11 protein-coding genes and 2 pseudogenes are annotated in these 16,989 nt (G+C 59.3%); 10 read left to right on the top strand and 3 right to left on the bottom strand.

Going from position 1 to position 16,989, the window contains the following annotated elements; all coding sequences use genetic code 11:
- Window positions 1-1,946 precede the first annotated feature (1,946 nt).
- The 10 genes and pseudogenes from AUR_RS18730 to AUR_RS18685 form a co-directional block, all read left to right on the top strand.
- On the top strand, window positions 1,947-2,978 hold the full coding sequence (locus AUR_RS18730; protein WP_062096427.1) for a DUF4192 domain-containing protein: 1,032 nt from the start codon (window positions 1,947-1,949) through the stop codon (window positions 2,976-2,978).
- 117 nt (window positions 2,979-3,095) lie between these two features.
- Window positions 3,096-4,360 (top strand): annotated as a pseudogene (locus AUR_RS18725) (IS256 family transposase).
- 412 nt (window positions 4,361-4,772) lie between these two features.
- The gene (locus AUR_RS18720) at window positions 4,773-5,486 is read left to right on the top strand and encodes a GntR family transcriptional regulator (RefSeq protein WP_062096422.1); all 714 of its coding nucleotides are present in this window, start codon (window positions 4,773-4,775) and stop codon (window positions 5,484-5,486) included.
- A 57-nt stretch (window positions 5,487-5,543) separates the two neighbouring features.
- Complete coding sequence (locus tag AUR_RS18715; RefSeq protein ID WP_082694574.1) at window positions 5,544-6,461, top strand: ABC transporter substrate-binding protein; 918 nt, start codon at window positions 5,544-5,546, stop codon at window positions 6,459-6,461.
- 13 nt (window positions 6,462-6,474) lie between these two features.
- Window positions 6,475-7,413, top strand: coding sequence for an amino acid ABC transporter permease (locus AUR_RS18710; protein WP_164888705.1), 939 nt, complete (start codon window positions 6,475-6,477; stop codon window positions 7,411-7,413).
- Window positions 7,340-8,203, top strand: a complete 864-nt coding sequence (locus AUR_RS18705; RefSeq protein WP_277749652.1) for an amino acid ABC transporter ATP-binding protein — start codon at window positions 7,340-7,342, stop codon at window positions 8,201-8,203. Before AUR_RS18710 ends, AUR_RS18705 begins: the two co-directional genes overlap by 74 nt.
- Before the next feature lie 24 nt (window positions 8,204-8,227).
- Window positions 8,228-9,361, top strand: a complete 1,134-nt coding sequence (locus AUR_RS18700) for an NAD(P)/FAD-dependent oxidoreductase (protein ID WP_062096414.1) — start codon at window positions 8,228-8,230, stop codon at window positions 9,359-9,361.
- A gap of 228 nt (window positions 9,362-9,589) precedes the next feature.
- Window positions 9,590-10,621 carry an NAD/NADP octopine/nopaline dehydrogenase family protein gene (locus AUR_RS18695; protein ID WP_062096412.1) on the top strand — a complete coding sequence of 344 codons (1,032 nt, stop codon included), beginning with the start codon at window positions 9,590-9,592 and terminating at the stop codon, window positions 10,619-10,621.
- 403 nt (window positions 10,622-11,024) lie between these two features.
- Entirely contained in the window at window positions 11,025-11,261 is a 237-nt protein-coding gene (locus AUR_RS18690) for a hypothetical protein (RefSeq protein WP_128397276.1), read from the top strand.
- Window positions 11,262-11,908: 647 nt separating this feature from the next.
- Window positions 11,909-12,160: pseudogene (locus tag AUR_RS18685) on the top strand (lipoyl synthase); the annotation flags it as partial.
- A 287-nt stretch (window positions 12,161-12,447) separates the two neighbouring features.
- Here the strand turns inward: AUR_RS18685 and AUR_RS18680 are convergent.
- The 3 genes from AUR_RS18680 to acs form a co-directional block, all read right to left on the bottom strand.
- Entirely contained in the window at window positions 12,448-13,179 is a 732-nt protein-coding gene (locus AUR_RS18680) for an amino acid ABC transporter ATP-binding protein (protein WP_479680824.1), read from the bottom strand.
- Between the two features lie 66 nt (window positions 13,180-13,245).
- Window positions 13,246-14,349, bottom strand: a complete 1,104-nt coding sequence (locus AUR_RS18675) for an EAL domain-containing protein (protein WP_062096407.1) — start codon at window positions 14,347-14,349, stop codon at window positions 13,246-13,248.
- Window positions 14,350-14,425: 76 nt separating this feature from the next.
- Window positions 14,426-16,423, bottom strand: coding sequence for an acetate--CoA ligase (gene acs / locus AUR_RS18670; protein WP_062096405.1), 1,998 nt, complete (start codon window positions 16,421-16,423; stop codon window positions 14,426-14,428).
- Window positions 16,424-16,989 lie beyond the last annotated feature (566 nt).

Genomic DNA, 16,989 nt, shown 5'->3' with positions numbered 1-16,989 from the left:
CCAGCCAACAATGACGTTACAGCCCTCAACGTTCTACTCTTACCACCCCCGTTTCGGCCCGTGAGAATGGTTGTCCACGATGCTGTGCCTTCACCAGCTCCTGGTGAATCGGGTCGCCCGGCATCGAAGTTCACCTCAAGTGTTGGTTCGCCAGAATCCGGATCTAGTTCCGCGAAGGAAGACAACCGAAATGCTTTCATGATCTACTTTCTCTCATTACCACCTTCGTTTGCTAAGCGAGTGGCAGTTCAACGAGGTCGCTGTAATCCAGCTATCAACGCGATTGCAGCGACCTAGACCACCTACAAACTGATGCCGTTAGAACATTACGCTACCCCGATTAGCGCGTCGATCCCGGTCGCACGCAACTGCCAACGTTCACAACTGCCCGTCGACTGGATCGTAGCCGCTGAGCGATGACCGGACGGTTCGGAACTCGGGGCGGCGGGGGCGCACATGGAGCAAAATTTTGACGTTGAGTTCCGGATCAAATGGACGTCGCTGCCAACAACGGTTTACGGTCAACGACCTATGGATTCACTCCGCCGTTGCCACCAGTCCCCGTTCTGTCCGAAGTCGGCCATCGCTGAATATAGGTCCGCTTTGAATTCCAGGCGCGGCCTTCGCCATACCCCTGCGCAATAAATCAGACAGTCGAGACCACGATTCTGATGCATTCGCTGACTCAGCTGGCACAATTCATCCGCGACAGAGTCTGCCTGCCCCGTCGTCAATCTTTAGGTTTCCATCGTGCGGTTTGACATGAGAGCACATATGGAGCTCCCCGGCCGCACTCGGCAGTTGATAGCGTGCTAGGCGGTTAGACCTTCAGGGGCCCGTATCAGTACGGCCGAGGCTGAAGTTGCTGACTCATAATCTGCACTGGCATCCTTGGCTGACAGCGCTGTCTCGACGCATCGCCTCTGGGATCACCTCAAACTCCTTCAAGCGACAGGGGAGTTCTGGAATGGTTTCATGAACCGGCGCCCCCACGAACTCCATCGGTACAGCTGGCCCTAGAAAATAGCCAACAGGTATCAGTGTCAAGCGGCGGTGAGGCTGACGGGACCGCATCATTTCGCCGTCCGGTGCTATGCGCACTGCGTCTGTCAGTGTCCATTTAGCTCCCCGCCGTAGACCGTCTGGTTACACGGCCACACTGACGGGACGGCGCGCGGCAGCGACGGTCTGGGTCGCAATGATGAGCCCTCCCGGCCTACATGCCCGGGATAGCTAGAGCCCAGCTACAGCGTCGGGAACGCATCGTCAGTGTTCATCTCCACCGCCTTGGCCACAATCGCATCATACGCTGAGCCATTGCAGGCGAGATGGAATCAGCCAAGTACAGTGCGGGCCGTTGGCTCTTTGGACCCTGCGGAGAACGTGCATGGGGTCTCCAGTAACTCTTTCGACAAACTCGAGGTTTATCTGCAATACGACCTTCTGATCAAACCTAGGTGCAGTTAACTGCACAAACGTGCGCGAACAGCCCCCTGCGCGGGCTTCTCCCACGGTTTTACGAGTCCTACGGGGGCTTGCCCCGTGCGTGGCAAATACTCTTGGGCAAAGGGACTAATAGGTCAGCTCCGGTCACCCCGCCCCGACACCACCGAGCATCACCGATAACGGCGCATATGTTCGAATCTTCCACTCCCCTCTTTCGGCCTTCCGGCTAAGGGCCCAGGCTCTGCACAAAAGCTTCCACAAACAAACCCCGTGGACGCGTTCGTGTCAGCAAGCGCAACCAAGCAACCCGCTATGACTGCGCCCCATCTTCGTGGATTCCCTTCGCCGTGGCACTGGCTCGACCGGTCGCTTCGCCGCCCGATACCGGCTGCGGCGCACTCCGGTCATAGTGCTGGCCTGTCAAACGCCTATGGATAGCTGGAGCTCCCGCAGAACGGGCCCCGTCAACACCGGTCAAGAACGCACGAGGAGACAGGACAATGAATGCGCTCACAATCAAGGACCCCGCCGACCTGCTCAGCTTCATCGGCCACACCCTCGGCTTCTGGCCAACAGAAAGCCTCGTCTGCATCACCCTCGACAAAGACAAAGTCGGCGCCACCCTCCGCATCGACCTCCCAAAGCAACAAGGCCTGGAGATCCACTTCGCCCAAACCGTCGCCGCCTACCTCACGACCGACGAACGAGCCAACGGCATCGTTTTTGCCCTCTACACCACCAAAACCCCAGAATCGGGAGAAGTACGGCCGCACCGGGCCACCATCGCCGCCCTCACCGGAGTCCTCGCAAGGGAAGGCATCACCATCCGCGACGGCATTTACGTCACAGACACCACCTACTCCCCCTACGACGCGGTGCCAGGTAACAACATCGCCATACCCCTCAGCACTACCGAGTACTCGCAAGTCAACGCAGAATTCATCTACCGCGGCAGCACCATCGAACCCACCAACCAAGTCAGTCTTCCAGCGGCGACCGACCAGCGAGAGCACGCGACCGCCGTCGAACACCACAAGGAAACCATCCTCAACGGACCACCAGCGGCCGCTACCCAGGACGGCCACAAGCTCTGGACCAGCATGCTGGAGACCAAGGACTACCCCACCCACCACGACGCCCTGAAGCTCATCGCCTACTACCAATTCCCGCACATCCGGGACCGGCTCATGGCAGACATCCCCGGCATCAACGAACCACCCGAACACATCCTCTTCGCCCAAACCACCCAAGCCCCCGACTGGTCACGCATCGAATGGGCCAAACAACTCCTCACCCACACCTACACCCTCACAGCACCAGAACACGCAGCACCCATCCTCACCACCATCGGATACATCAACTGGTGGCAAGGCCGAGGATCAAAAGCCCACCAATACCTCCAACTCGCCCTCGACACCGACCCCGGATACCGCTTCGCACGCCTCACCGACCACATGCTCGGAGCCGGCATCATCGCAGGATGGAACACCAACAAAAACACCGCCTACAGAAACCGGCTCGACATGCCCTGACGGCGAACCACAGCTTAACGAAACGTCCATATCGGCGTAGTCGGGACCGTCTGAATAACGGTGTGTGGGGTTCGGCCTGATCCGAAGGAGACGGCCGTGTCAGAATCCGCGACCGAGATGACAGGGATGATGATCGATCCTGTGACGGGAGAAATCATTGACCAGAAGGAGCTTGCGGAGCGGTTGCTCGCGCAGGCCAAGGAACAGGGCGTGAGCCTGGTGGGCCCTGGCGGACTACTGAACCAGCTCACGAAGAACGTCCTGGAAGCCGCACTGGACGCGGAACTGACCGAGCACCTCGGGCATGAGCATGGCCAGAAACCGGTCGCTGCGAACATGCGTAACGGCACGAGATCAAAAACCGTGCTGACCGAGATCGGCCCGGTTGAGATCGAGGTGCCCGGGACCGGGACGGGTCATTTGAGCCGATGATCGTGCCGAAACGGAGACGGCGTTTGGACGGGATCGACGAGGTCGTGCTCTCGCTCTCGGCACGAGGGCTGACCACAGGGGAGATCGCGGCGCATTTCGAGGAGGTTTACGGGGCCAGAGTTTCTAAAGACACCATCAGCCGCATCACGGAGAAAGTCGCAGCCGAACTGGCTGAATGGTCCTCCCGGCCGCTGGATCCGGTTTATCCGGTGCTCTTCGTTGACGCGATCGTGGTCAAGGTCCGTGACGGGCAGGTACGCAACACCCCGTTCTATGTCGTCATGGGAGTAACCGCGAACGGGGAACGGGACATCCTGGGTATCTGGGCCGGTGACGGTGGCGAGGGTGCCCGGTTTTGGCTGCAGGTCTTCTCCGAGTTGAAGAACCGGGGTGTGGAAGATGTGTTGATCGCTGTCTGCGACGGGCTCAAGGGCCTGCCGGAAGCGATCACGACCACATGGGAACGCACGATCGTGCAGCAATGCATCGTTCACCTGATCCGAAACAGCTTCCGCTATGCCGGCCGCCAACACCGCGACGGCATCGTAAAGGCACTCAAACCCGTTTACACCGCCCCGTCCGAGCAAGCAGCCAAAGACCGGTTCGCTGAATTCACGGAAGAGTGGGGACAACGGTATCCGGCAATCGTGCGGCTTTGGGAGTGCTCCTGGGCGGAGTTCGTGCCGTTCCTGGAATACGACGTCGAGATCCGAAGGGTGATCTGCACGACGAACGCGATCGAATCGATCAACGCCCGCTACCGCAGGGCCGTGAGGGCCCGAGGCCACTTTCCGAACGAGAATGCTGCCCTGAAATGCCTGTATCTGGTCACCAGATCCCTTGATCCAACAGGCGGCGGAAGAGCACGCTGGACCATGAGGTGGAAGCCCGCGCTCAACGCGTTCGCCATAACGTTCGCCGGACGGTTCGAAAGAACCATCAAACAATGAAAACCGCCGGAGCCCACACACCGTTTATCGGACAGTCCCGCGTAGTCAAACTTACCGGGAGTGTCGTGGATGGGGCTTTAGATCACGGCCGATTGCGGCGGCCTTCACCTTGCTCGGGGACTTTGAAAGGCTTGGCCAGTGCTTGGTTCGCGGCGGCGATATCAAAGAAGGCAGGGGAAAAGGCGCATCGGAGCCGGTCATGGCGGCCACCCGCGCGGGACGCTCGGCATGGGGACGCCGGCCTGCTGGAAGATGGCCGGGTTGGCAACAACGGAGTAGGCCGTCAGGCCGGCGGATACGCAGATCTTTTCGGCATCGAACCAGGGGTCGCACGCCTGGAAGCTGTGATGTCGAGGACAATTTTTTGAAGAAATCTATTGACCGGTCATTTACTTAATTGTACGGTCAATACATGAGCACGCCACTTCACTTGAAGATCCGCACCGGCCTCGAAGCGAAGATCCAGTCCGGTGAATTGCCACCAGGGGCAAGGATGCCGACTGAGGCCGAACTGCAGGCCGAGCATGGCGTTAGCCGTTCGGTTGCTCAGCGGGTCTTGAACGATCTCGCTCAAGCGGGGCTGGTCGTGCGTCAGAAGCGGTTGGGCACTCATGTCGCAGAAGGTGCCCGCCAGGTGAACCTGCTTCGCTCATTGGATCCTCGGATCGAGAGCGCGGGTATTCCCGGCCGCATGGTTGTGATCTCCGGCGAGATCATGTCGGCCGGCAAAGCAGAGGTGCAAGTACCCGGCCTCGATGACGATGACCCTGTTACACAGTTGGTCCGTGTCAGGCACGACCAGGACGACACCCCAATCGTCATCGAGGTCGTCGCCATCCCCTTCTCCCTGGCTCCCAGGCTGCTTGAAGAACAGCTCGAAAGCCTGTCAGTCAGGGCACATTTCGCAAAGAACAAAGTGTCAATCGCAAGATCGCGAATGTACTTCGACCCCATCCTCTTGGAACCCCGCCACGCGGACCTGCTCGGCATCGAACCAGGGGTCGCGGTCCTGCGACGCCGTCGCATGATGTGGCAGCCCAACGGTCAAATCGCGGAATCCGCGGCGTATTACCTACGCCCTGACGCCCTCGAGTTCTACGTCGAATACTCCGAACCAAGCCACTAAGAAGCCCGAGGACCTCATCCCTGGGCGAAAGAACAAAATTTTCAGGAGCACACCCCAATGAAACGACGACTTGCAGTCCTGGCTCTCGCCTCTGTGGCGGGCATTCTCGGGATGAGCGCTTGCGCGAATCCCACCGACAATGTTGGCGCCCAGCAATCGGGCAGCACCGACATCCTTGCGGCGGTCCAGAAGGACGACACCATCGCCGCGATGCTGCCCGAAGAAATCCGCCAAAAGGGTGGCTTCACAATCTCAATCAATGCAGACGTGGCTCCGGTCAAGTTCGTCGACGGCGACGGCAAGATCACGGGGCTGAACCCCGAGCTCCTTAGGGCAGCAGCTAAAGTGCTCGGCACCGAAGCCGAGTTCCAGGAGGGCACCTTCGATGCCATGGTTCCCGGACTGGAAGCCAAACGTTATGACGCCATCGCCTCTGTCGCTGACTTTGTCGAACGGCAAACCCGAATTGACTTTATCGACTACCTGAAAAACGGTACGGCGATCATCGCCAGCAAGAACTTCGAAAAAGACCAGGTCACGCCGGAGCAATTTTGCGGCATGAGCATCGGGTACGCCCGCGGCACATCCCAGCAGGGCAACCTGGAGAAATACGCCCAGGCCTGCGCAGAAAAAGGAGCAGCCAAGCTGGAAGTCAATGGCTACCAGAACTCTGGCGCCGGGATCCTGTCAGTGAAGAGCGGGGCCGCAACCGCCTACTGGGGCGACCTTCCGCAGATGTCGTACAACGTCAAGACCGACCCCGACGCTTTTAAGATCGTATACCAGGAACAAAAAAGCGTCCTTGGGATCGGCATCAACAAAGACAACCCCAAGCTCCGGGACGCGCTTCGCGCTGCTCTGCTCAAGCTGGTCGAGGACGGCACTTACGACGCTCTTCTGGACAAATGGGGTCTCAAAGACTTCGGAATCCCTGACATGCATGTGAACAGCACCAACAGGCTCGGAGGCAAGTAGAATGTCCAGTCTTTTGACCAGGCGGCGGACAGCGCAGGCTTCTACAGTTTCAAGGGCACCGGCTGATCTGGCTGGCCTCAAAATCAGGCCCAGAATCGGCGTAGCACAATGGGTCAGCATCGCCCTGGCGGTGTATCTGGGGCTGGCAACCCTCCAGTTCATCGCATTCAATAACAACTGGAAATGGGATGTAGTCTTCTCCTACTTGTTCAGCCAGATCATCATGAATGGCCTGTTGAACACGATCTATCTCACGCTCCTCACGACATTCTTCGGTTTGATTCTGGGCGTGATCACCGCGTGGGCACGCATGTCCCCTTTGCTTGTGCTGCGAACAATTGCAATCCTGTACATATGGTTGATGCGAGCCATGCCCCCGCTGGTCATGCTCCTCTTCGTGTTCTTCTTCGGCGCACTTGCACCTACGTTGGGAATCGGGATCCCTTTCGGCCCGACTTTCGCCTCCGTACCGGCAAATGAGGTCATCTCTCGGTTCAGCGCCGCAATCATCGGCCTGTCGATCTACTTGGGCGCCTACTCAGCCGAGATTTTCCGCGGCGGCATATTGGCCTTGCCTTCAGGTCAGTTTGAGGCCTGCAAGTCCCTTGGTCTTCCGCCGTTCAGGGCCTATCAGAAAATCCTGGGACCACAGCTGATCCGCGTCATTATCCCGTCCCTGGCCAATGACGTCATCACGATTTTCAAGAGCACGTCGCTGGTCTCGGTCATCGGTTACACAGAACTTTTGACCACAGTGCAGACCATTTACGCCCGCAACTTCGAGACCATTCCCCTCCTCGTCGTAGCGGTCATCTGGTACTTGGTGCTAACTAGCATCGCGATGTTCGGCCAGTCACGGCTGGAGAAGCGGTTCGGGCGTGGCTTTGCACGCCGCAATCCCAGCAGCCCGAAGCCAGCAGCCCTCGAGAACGCAGGCAAGGAAAACCTCTGAAATGACAACCGCCCCTAAAACACAAACACCGCTGCTTCAACTCGTCGGAGTGAGTAAACACTTCGGCGCCCTCAAAGCGGTAGACGACGTCAGCCTGGAAATCCGCAGCGGTTCAGTAACCTGCCTTGTCGGCCCATCCGGATCCGGTAAGAGCACCCTGCTCCGCACAGTGAACATGATGGAAGAGATCAATGAGGGTGCGATCTTTTTCGAAGGCAAGATGATCGGGCACGAAGTCCGCAATGGCCATCGTGTGCCCGTGTCAAAGAAAGTTGGGCGTAAACAGACCCTGAATTTCGGCATGGTGTTCCAACACTTCAATCTTTTCCCGCACTACACGGCCCTGGAAAATGTAACGGCTGCACCAATGATCGTGAAGGGCCTGCGGAAGAAGGACGCCGAATCTATCGGTCGGCGGGTACTCGAACAAGTTGGCTTGGGCAACCGAATGGATCACTACCCCAGCGAGCTCTCCGGCGGCCAACAACAGCGCGTTGCCATCGCCCGCGCTCTCGCTATGGAACCAAAAGTCCTGCTCTTTGACGAACCCACCAGCGCCCTTGACCCCGAACTTGTCGCAGAAGTCCTGGCAGTCATGAAGGGCCTCGCGGAACAGGGATCAACCATGATGATCGTCACCCATGAAATGCGATTCGCAGAAGATGTCGCCGACGAAGTGGTCATGATGGACGCCGGCCGCGTCATCGAGCGCGGAGCGCCCAAAGACATACTTCACAACCCCACAACACCCCGAGCAAAAAAGTTCTTCGCATCCGTCGGGGCACTTTAAGACCCAGAAAGGCTGAAATCAGTCGTGCAACACAAAGTACTCGTCATCGGGGCCGGAGTCATAGGTTGCTGCCTCGCAGATGAACTAGCCCGCCGGGGCGCTTCCGTCACCGTCATTGACGCCGCCGAAGTCGGATCAGCTACCAGTGCGGCCACATTCGCCTGGGTGAACTCCAACAACAAAAGCCCCGAGGAATACAGCAACCTCAATCTCCTCGGCCTTCAAGCCCACGAACGCTCAGCCGCACGAGGCGGCGGACGCTGGTTCCACCAAACCGGAAACGTGCAAATCGCACAAAGCGACGACGAGCTCGGAGCCCTCCACCACAAAGTCGATAAGCTCGCATCCAACGGCTACCAGGTGCGCCTGCTAACGCCTGCTCAAGTACGGGAACTCGAACCCGCACTCGAAGCTCCACGCCTTGCCGGGGGTGCCCTCTACCCGAAGGAAGGGTGGATAGACACACTAACCATGTGCTCCAGCCTTCTGAATCGAGCCATGGAGGCAGGCGCAACCTTCGCCCCCTACGAAACCGTCACCGATATTCTGCCAAACCGTGTGACAACACAAACCCCCGACGGCGCTGCGCATGAGTATGAGGCAGACACCATTATTCTGGCCGCGGGCAACGGAAACCGAAAGATACTTGCTAGTGCTGGTTTCGATTTCCCCACCCTCGAGCCATCGGTCAGCGGAGCCGAAGGCGGCGCGAAGAATGCCGGCATCGGAATCATCAGCACCACCGGACCGGTAGCATCTGGAATGCGCCACATCGTACGGGCAACAGGCATCGCCATGCGGCCCGCCCGCAACGGCGGCATAACCTTCGCCGACCATCCTACAGGCGGCAAATGGGACATCGATGACCCACGAATCTGGACAGTCCCGGCGCTGTTGCTCGAGCGTGCCCGCGAGCTCTACCCTGCCCTGAAAAACGTAGCCACAGAAAACGTCAGCCTCGGCATCAGGGTCTTGCCTGAAGACGGTCTCACCATCGCCGACCGAGTCGCCGACCTCCCCTCTATATACGCGGTAGCCACACATAGCGGGGTAACACTCTCGGCACACCTTGCAGCATCTGTCGCAGAAGAGGTCCTTACGGGGAACCGGCACCCCTCACTGGAGGCCTTCGGCCTGTCCCGGTTCGTCACGCTCTAGAAGAGATGCGGGAGTGGTTTCGCCACCGACGTTGGCTGAACCACTCCCCCGCTGCCCCGAAAATCGTTTGCTGTCACCGCACACCTTTCGGCGATCATACAGCATCATGGCTCCTAATCGAGCAGGGTTCCTTGGCCCCCGTTTCAGTTGGTTACCTACCTGCCAGGGCACCTTGGCTAGACACAGTATCCAGATTCATAAGCCGCCGCGATTTTATGAAAGAAGACAATGGTTGACATCGTTATCCGGTCCAATGAGGCAAATGCCGCTGCTACTGCCCTGACTCTGGCGGCCCGGGACCACAGGGTGTGTCTCCTGTCGGACAAAGTTTCTCCGGGACCATACGAGTTCGAATACTTCGGGGATTCACGCAAGGTGGTCCTACACGGGATCGATGAGCTCACGACCGGAACATCAGTAATCGGGATTGTCTTTGCCGAGGGCGAGGATGTGAGGACCGGATTGCAGGACGTTTTACGGATTGCTTCACCAGCTCTGATGGTCATCGTCGGAGGTGGAGTGACCGGCGCCGTTGAAGCGGTCGAGGCGGCGCGCCACTTTGGTTATGACCCCTCCAACGTACTCCATGTCGGTGCTTTCCTGGTGGGCGGCAACCTGAGCGCAGTGCGAGCAGAGAAGCATGACGTGTTGGCAGGCTTCCTAGGACCGAATACGCCTGGAGAGACAGTTGAGCTGGCTCTATCGACTTTCCCTCGGCTTTCACTGGGGAATCCGGCTGCTGTAGCACTATCGAGTATCAACGCCTTGTTCCACGTTCCACCGATGCTTCTCAATGCGATGAGCGTCGAGCGGGCAGACGCAACAAGGTTTTATGTCGAAGGGTTCGGCGACAGCGTGTGCAGACTCCTCCTCGCCCTGGATGCAGACCGTCAACGGCTGGGCGCGGCATTGGGTCTCGGACTTATGCCAGTGCAGGAGCTGAAGGCCAGATACAGCGGCCCCGATGCGCCAAAAGGTCTCAGTTTGAGAGAGCAGGTCAATACCCTGTCCAGTCAGACAGCCGCGCTTCCTTCAAGCTTCCATCATCGGTTTCTGCGTCACGAGCTGCGGTCCTCTTTCGCCCCCATGGCGGAACTGGCCGCAGCAGTCCGGGTGGATGTCCCTACGGTTAGCGCCGTCGTGAGGCTTGGCGAAATTCTTCTTGAAGAGAACATTCGGGATCACGCTGCACGACCTGCCCAGGACTTTCTGAACCTGTTGAACACCCTTCACTTTCCAATTGAACGCCATGATAACTAGTACGATCGAAGCCCGTCGGCAAGAAGAAAATCCTGCTGCCCAGAAGATAAGTGGTGCAGAACATGGCAAACCCGGCGTAGGTGAGACTGTGCAAGACAGGACTACAACGATGGCGACAAGTACCTGCGACGACGACTGTCACTTCTGCCACGGCCCGGAGACAGACTGACTCGCAACGCCCCCAAGCCGGTGATCTCGGCTTTGAGCACGGCTCCCAAATCACCGGAACCTTCCGATGCTCGCAACTTGGAAGGTTCCGGTTCCCACCCAGCTCCAAGCGCCTCCTGCCGCGGTACAGCGGATGAACATCCTGAACAGCGAAGCCCGTAGTAAGAGGAATGCGATGAAACCTAGACGATTCTTAGAACCGCGACTCACGGACACTAAGAGGCCAGCGGATGCGATGTCTCTTGAAGCGTTTAGCGCCATCTTGCGAAAACTACATAAGGACGATCAGGTCTCCCTGAGCTTAATCGACGGAACCAGCCTCGCCGGCACTGTCGACCTGATCTCTATTCACGGCGATGTCATGTGGCTCATCACCGCTGGCGGCAGGCAAATGTTCATTCCGGACGACGTGAACGAGGTACTCCGTAGCACCGCCAAACCACCGGTGCACGAGAGAACCAAGTTTTCCTAGAAAAATTCGGAACAAGGCGACCAAAATACCTGCTGTTGCCCGGGCGGCTCGAAGATGCGCCGGCGATCAGATCGTGTGATTCGGCCGCCGGAAGACCCCGTGCTGACTCAAATGTTTCAAGTTCCTTGGACCTATGCCCAGTTATCGGGCTTTCCCGGTCTTTTCAGGCCCTGTCCATCTGTCAGGTTGGGATCTATGAACGTCGTGCTTCAGCGTCAGCTAACACAAAGTCGAGCCCTAGCCTGACGCCGGTGCACAACAACGTCCTGTCGCTGAAGCCGCTCACGCGTTGGCGATCTCAACCGCTCCGCTAGCTGATGGAATCACGGTTATCGGCCCTAGAAGCACGGGGTAGAGGTAACTGCGTGAACTCCCGTCCGTCGTCTAAGTGGTCGAGTACGCAGCGGCGACCGCGCCCCTGTTAGGACGAAGTCGCAGTCGCCGCATCCGCTCCTCTGCAGCAGCGGCAAGTCTCGGAGTCCCAACGAGACTACTGTCCACACGTCCTTTTTGCCCCCATCACTGGTTGCCGGCTTGCAGCCCATGGCCCGAAAAAGCGATGTAGGACAGTGGGGACGCCAAGTACACCGCGGCTACCGGAACTAACGATAAGAGCTGACCAAGAAGCCTTCATTGGATTTCCTCACCTGGTCACGATCACCCAGTACCTGCGCCCCTCCGCACGGCACCTGCCGGTGGACCGGTGGGTCAAGCCGCAGGAGTTCGTGGACCACCAGAACTTCCTCGGTGTCATGTCCGGGCCGATGGTGCGCTCCTCGTACCGGGCCGGGCGTTTGTGGGCCACCGCGATGCGCAAGAAGGGCTGGGAAATCCCCGCCGCCTTGGCCGACGTCGAATCCTCCGGAACCACCCGTCAGGAAGCCTCCACCATCCTCGCCACCCAGCGGCCCCTCACGACGAACCCCTCAGAACCGAGAGAAGGCTACAACACGCCCGTGAATGTCCGCGCATCGCTCAGTGCAGCCGTTCTTGACCCTGTCAAGGATCGTCCCCTCCAATCGTGGCGAATCTCCCCTCGTTGAAAATGCTTTGACTTAGCATGAGTACGTCGGTGTGGGTGGCTGAATAGGCAATCTTCCGTTCAGGGCCGGCACTCCCGTGTAGGAGTCTTGGAGCGCGACCTGGACGTGGACGTAGTGTTCTCCAACCTGGACATTGGTTAACGTCACCTCCAGCGCGCAGGCGGCCTACCTCGGCACAGTCCTGTCTTGGCGGCAAACGCCTGCGCGCAACGAATCACAACACTCTCTCCAGGAATGCCGCAGTCCGTGGTTCGATCGGTCTTTCCAGCACTTGGCTTGGCGGGCCCTGCTCCACGACGACGCCGCCGTCCATGAAGACGACCCGGTCGGCGACCTCTCGAGCGAAGCCAATTTCGTGGGTGACGACCATCATCGTGATTCCCTCGGCTGCCGACCGCCCGGATGGTTTCCAACACTTCCCCGACCAGCTCCGGGTCCAGTGCGCTGGTCGGTTCGTCGAAGAGGATGAGCTTCGGGGAGATAGCCAGTGCCCGAGCGATGGCCACCCGCTGCTGTTCGCCGCCAGACAGTTGGCGTGGATACTTCCCAGTCTTGGCGCTTAGCCCTACACGGTCCAACAATTTCCGGCTTCGATGTTGGGCATCCACTTTCTCGATCTTGTGGACGGCCACCTGCGCCAAACTTACGTTCTGTTCAGCTGTCATGTGCGGATACAGGTTGAAGTGCTGGAACACCATGCCGATGGATGCACGTTGGCGTGCAATGTCGCGACCGCGCATCTCATGCAGTTTTCCGGCCTTTTCTTTGTAGCCGATGATTTCGCCGTCCACCATTAACTGTCCGCCATCGATGCTTTGGAGGTGATTGACGCAGCGCAGCAAGGTGCGTTCGCCTGCGCCTGAAGGGCCCAGCAAGCAACAAACCTCTCCCGTGGCTACAATTCCCTTACGACATCAAGCGTCGTGGAGTCTCTGATCTGGCTATAGGGCGGGCTGCGCCTCAGGCTGGCTGCGAATACGCCATTCCGACCAATCCAGCGGATGTGTTGAAGGCCGTCCGAACAGATAACCCTGGGCTGCAGTTACCTCCAGTCCAATAACTTCATTGAGTTCGCCCGTCGTTTCGATTCCCTCCGCCACGACGGTGGCACCAAGTTGGCGCGCGAGCCAAATGGCGGCTCGGGCGCGCACCCGTTGTCCTTCGTTGTGATCGATGCCTTTAATCAGGTGACGATCCAGTTTGATGATGTCAGGGCGCAGCTCGGCAATCCGATAGAAGGACGTGAAGGCGGCTCCAGAAGCGCTAACAGCCAAGCGAAGCCCCGCTGCACGAAGTGGGCCCAGTCCTTCCTGGCCGTCATACCCTTCCGCCGCTTGGAGGCTTCCAGTGAGCTCGACAATGATCCTATTGGGCGGCAGGGTTGCCGAAGCTAGAAGAGCCCGAACCCTTGAATCGCGCGATGTTGCAGGCGTTAGGTTTAATGCGAGATACATGCCGTGGGGAATGGCCTTGGCCGCCGTCAGGGCACAATGCAGGGCAGCTATTTCCAATTCAGTTCCAAACCCTGCTTCCGCGGCTTCATTGAACCAGACGTCTGCGCCGGCGCCGTCTTCTCCAACGAACCTTGTCAGTGCTTCTACCCCCACGACGTTCTTGTCGGGGAGAGAATGGACGGGCTGGAAAGCTGTCAGTAAAAGCTTCGCAGCGAGGATTGCCTGAATATGTTCACGAATCTCGTGGTGCACCGGAACTGCTACGGTCTGATCCGTATCCGGTGAATCAAAGTGCAGGCTAATGGCTTCCTCTCGGGCTGCCGTCCGGGATTCCTGTGCGGTGTTTTTCCGTGTTTCAAGCAGGTGCTCCAGCAAGGCTCCCTCAGGGTTATCTGGACGAGCGTCAAGCAGTCGGCGGAGCCTGTCTCTGCCGCTTCGATTCCGCGGATCATCGTCGGCAAGGATGGAGCTGATAATGTCCAGCACGTGCTCTCGCATGGGCGTGGCTTCGGAACGAATGGCGTCTCCACTCCCGTTGGATTGTCGCTCCGGACCATCGAGCTGTGGAAAGATTTCGGCCCCACCAGCCATCGGCTACTCCTTCTGAATATTCTTCATTGGTGGCGCAGGACGCGCCCTGGGCGAAAAGTCGCAATGGCAGGTGACGCTACTTGCGCAGCGATTCCGCGATCTGGGTCATGATTCCCGGGTCTGCCAGGGTGGTGGCGTCGCCGGTGTCGCGGCCTTCCGCGATGTCCTTGAGCAGGCGGCGGACGATCTTGCCCGAACGCGTCTTGGGCAGTTCCGGCACGATCAGGAGCTGCTTGGGCTTGGCGATCGGGCCGATTTCCTTACCTACGTGGTTCCGCAGTTCCAGGACGGTTTCGTCGCCGTTGTTCACGGCGTCACCGCGGAGGATGACGAACGCGACGACGGCCTGGCCGGTGGTCTCGTCGGCGGCACCAACCACGGCTGCTTCAGCGACGGAGGGGTGGCTGACGAGCGCCGATTCGATCTCGGTGGTGGAGAGCCGGTGGCCGGAGACGTTCATGACATCGTCCACGCGGCCCAGGAGCCACACGTCGCCGTCTTCGTCCTTCTTCGCGCCGTCACCTGCGAAGTACATGGCCTCGAACCGGGACCAGTACGTGTCCTTGAAACGCTCGGGGTCGCCCCAGATGCCACGGAGCATGGAAGGCCACGGCTCGCGCACCACCAGGTAACCGCCTTCGCCGTTGGCCACGGACTCGCCGTTTTCGTCCACGACGTCCACAGCGATTCCGGGAAGCGGAACCTGGGCGGAGCCGGGCTTGGTAGCGGTGACGCCGGGCAGCGGTGCGATCATCTGCGCACCGGTTTCGGTCTGCCACCACGTGTCCACGATCGGCGCCGGGTTCTCCTTCTTTTCACCGTTCTTGCCGGCGTTGCCACCGATGACGTCGCGGTACCACATCCAGGCTTCGGGGTTGATGGATTCGCCCACCGAGCCCAGCACGCGGATGGCGGACAGGTCGTACTTGTCCGGGATGTCCCGGCCCCACTTCATGAACGTACGGATGGCGGTGGGGGCTGTGTAGAGGATGGAGACCTTGTACTTCTCCACGATTTCCCACCAGCGGCCCTGGTGCGGGGAGTCGGGGGTGCCTTCGTACATGACCTGGGTGGCGCCGTTGATGAGCGGCGCGTAGGTGACGTACGAGTGGCCGGTGACCCATCCGACGTCGGCCGTGCACCAGTACACATCCGTCTCCGGGTGGAGGTCGAACACGGACTTGTGCGTGTAGGCGCCCTGGGTGAGGTAGCCGCCGGTGGTGTGCAGGATGCCCTTGGGCTTACCGGTTGTGCCGGAGGTGTACAGGATGAACAGCGGGTGTTCGGAGTCATGTCCGACGGCGGTGTGCTCGGTTGAGGCCTTGTCTACCGTTTCGCTCCACCACAGGTCGCGGCCCTCGACCCAGTTGACGTCCTCGCCGTTGCGCTTGACCACGACGACGTTCTGGACTGTATGACCCTCTTTGCTGAGGGCTTCGTCCACGGCGGGCTTGAGCGGGGAGGGCTTGCCGCGGCGGTAGGTGCCATCGGCAGTGACCACCAGCTTGGCTTCGGCGTCCTCGATGCGGGAGCGCAGGGCGTCGGCAGAGAACCCGCCGAACACCACGGAGTGAACAGCACCGATACGGGCGCAGGCAAGGAGCGTGATGACAGCCTCGGGAATCATGGGCAGGTACACGGCCACACGGTCTCCCTTGGCCACGCCGAGGGATTCGAAAGCGTTGGCGGCCTTCTTCACCTCTTCGGTCAGCTCCGCATAGGTGTAGCTGCGGGTGTCGCCGGGTTCGCCCTCAAAGTAAATGGCAACGCGGTCGCCCAGGCCGTTTTCGACGTGGCGGTCCAGGGCGTTGTAGGCAGCGTTGATTTCGCCGCCGACAAACCACTTGGCAAAGGGCGGGTTGGACCAATCCAGGGCTTCGGTGAAGTCCTTGCTCCACGTCAGCAGCTCACGGGCCTGCTTCGCCCAAAATGCGGGACGATCGGCCTCAGCCTCTTTATAGGCGTCAGCTGTTGCCACGGCGTTGGCGGTGAACTCTGCCGATGGCGCGAACTTGCGGTTCTCGTGAAGGAGGTTTTCAAGGGCCTCTACGTGTGGGGCCTGAGGAAAGGTCATGTGTTTCCTATCGTCATCAATCGCCAATTGGTCCAGAACGAGCCTTGAGGCATATTGGCCTGTGACTGAAGGCCAAGAGAGGGAGTTGAATGAGCTTGGATCTGCACGCGGAGGTTCGCCCGCCCGCCGCTTCCAGACCGATAGGCCCACTGGTGCCTCGGTGCACCCCCCCCGGTGATGGCCTGTGCGCCGGCAACACCTGCGAGGCCCCCGACCTGACACATGAGGCATTGAGTCGTCCACCAATCCTTGGCAACAACGGAGTCCAATCAGTCGAACTCCAATCCCGGTTCCTAGCAACGATTGCCACTGGTCCGCCCAGTGGAATGTGCTTGCATCAGCTGATTTGTCCAATGCCTTCACCTCCGTCGGGACTGATTAGTCAAGAAACTTCGCCATCAGCTTCAATGAACTCCGCCGTGTTTCCTCCGCACACATACATGGATTCACGGTTGAAGCCAACCGCACCTGCGTTCATGTACGGCAGAAGCTGCACGACCCACTGAGGCGGCGCCGGGATTCATACTGAAGACAGTGAGCTAGAGCATAACGAGGGGTAAGAATCG

The organism is Paenarthrobacter ureafaciens (assembly GCF_004028095.1).
GTDB lineage: Bacteria > Actinomycetota > Actinomycetes > Actinomycetales > Micrococcaceae > Arthrobacter > Arthrobacter ureafaciens.
Note: the sequence above shows the minus strand (reverse complement) of the source record. Positions and strands in the feature narration are given on the sequence as shown.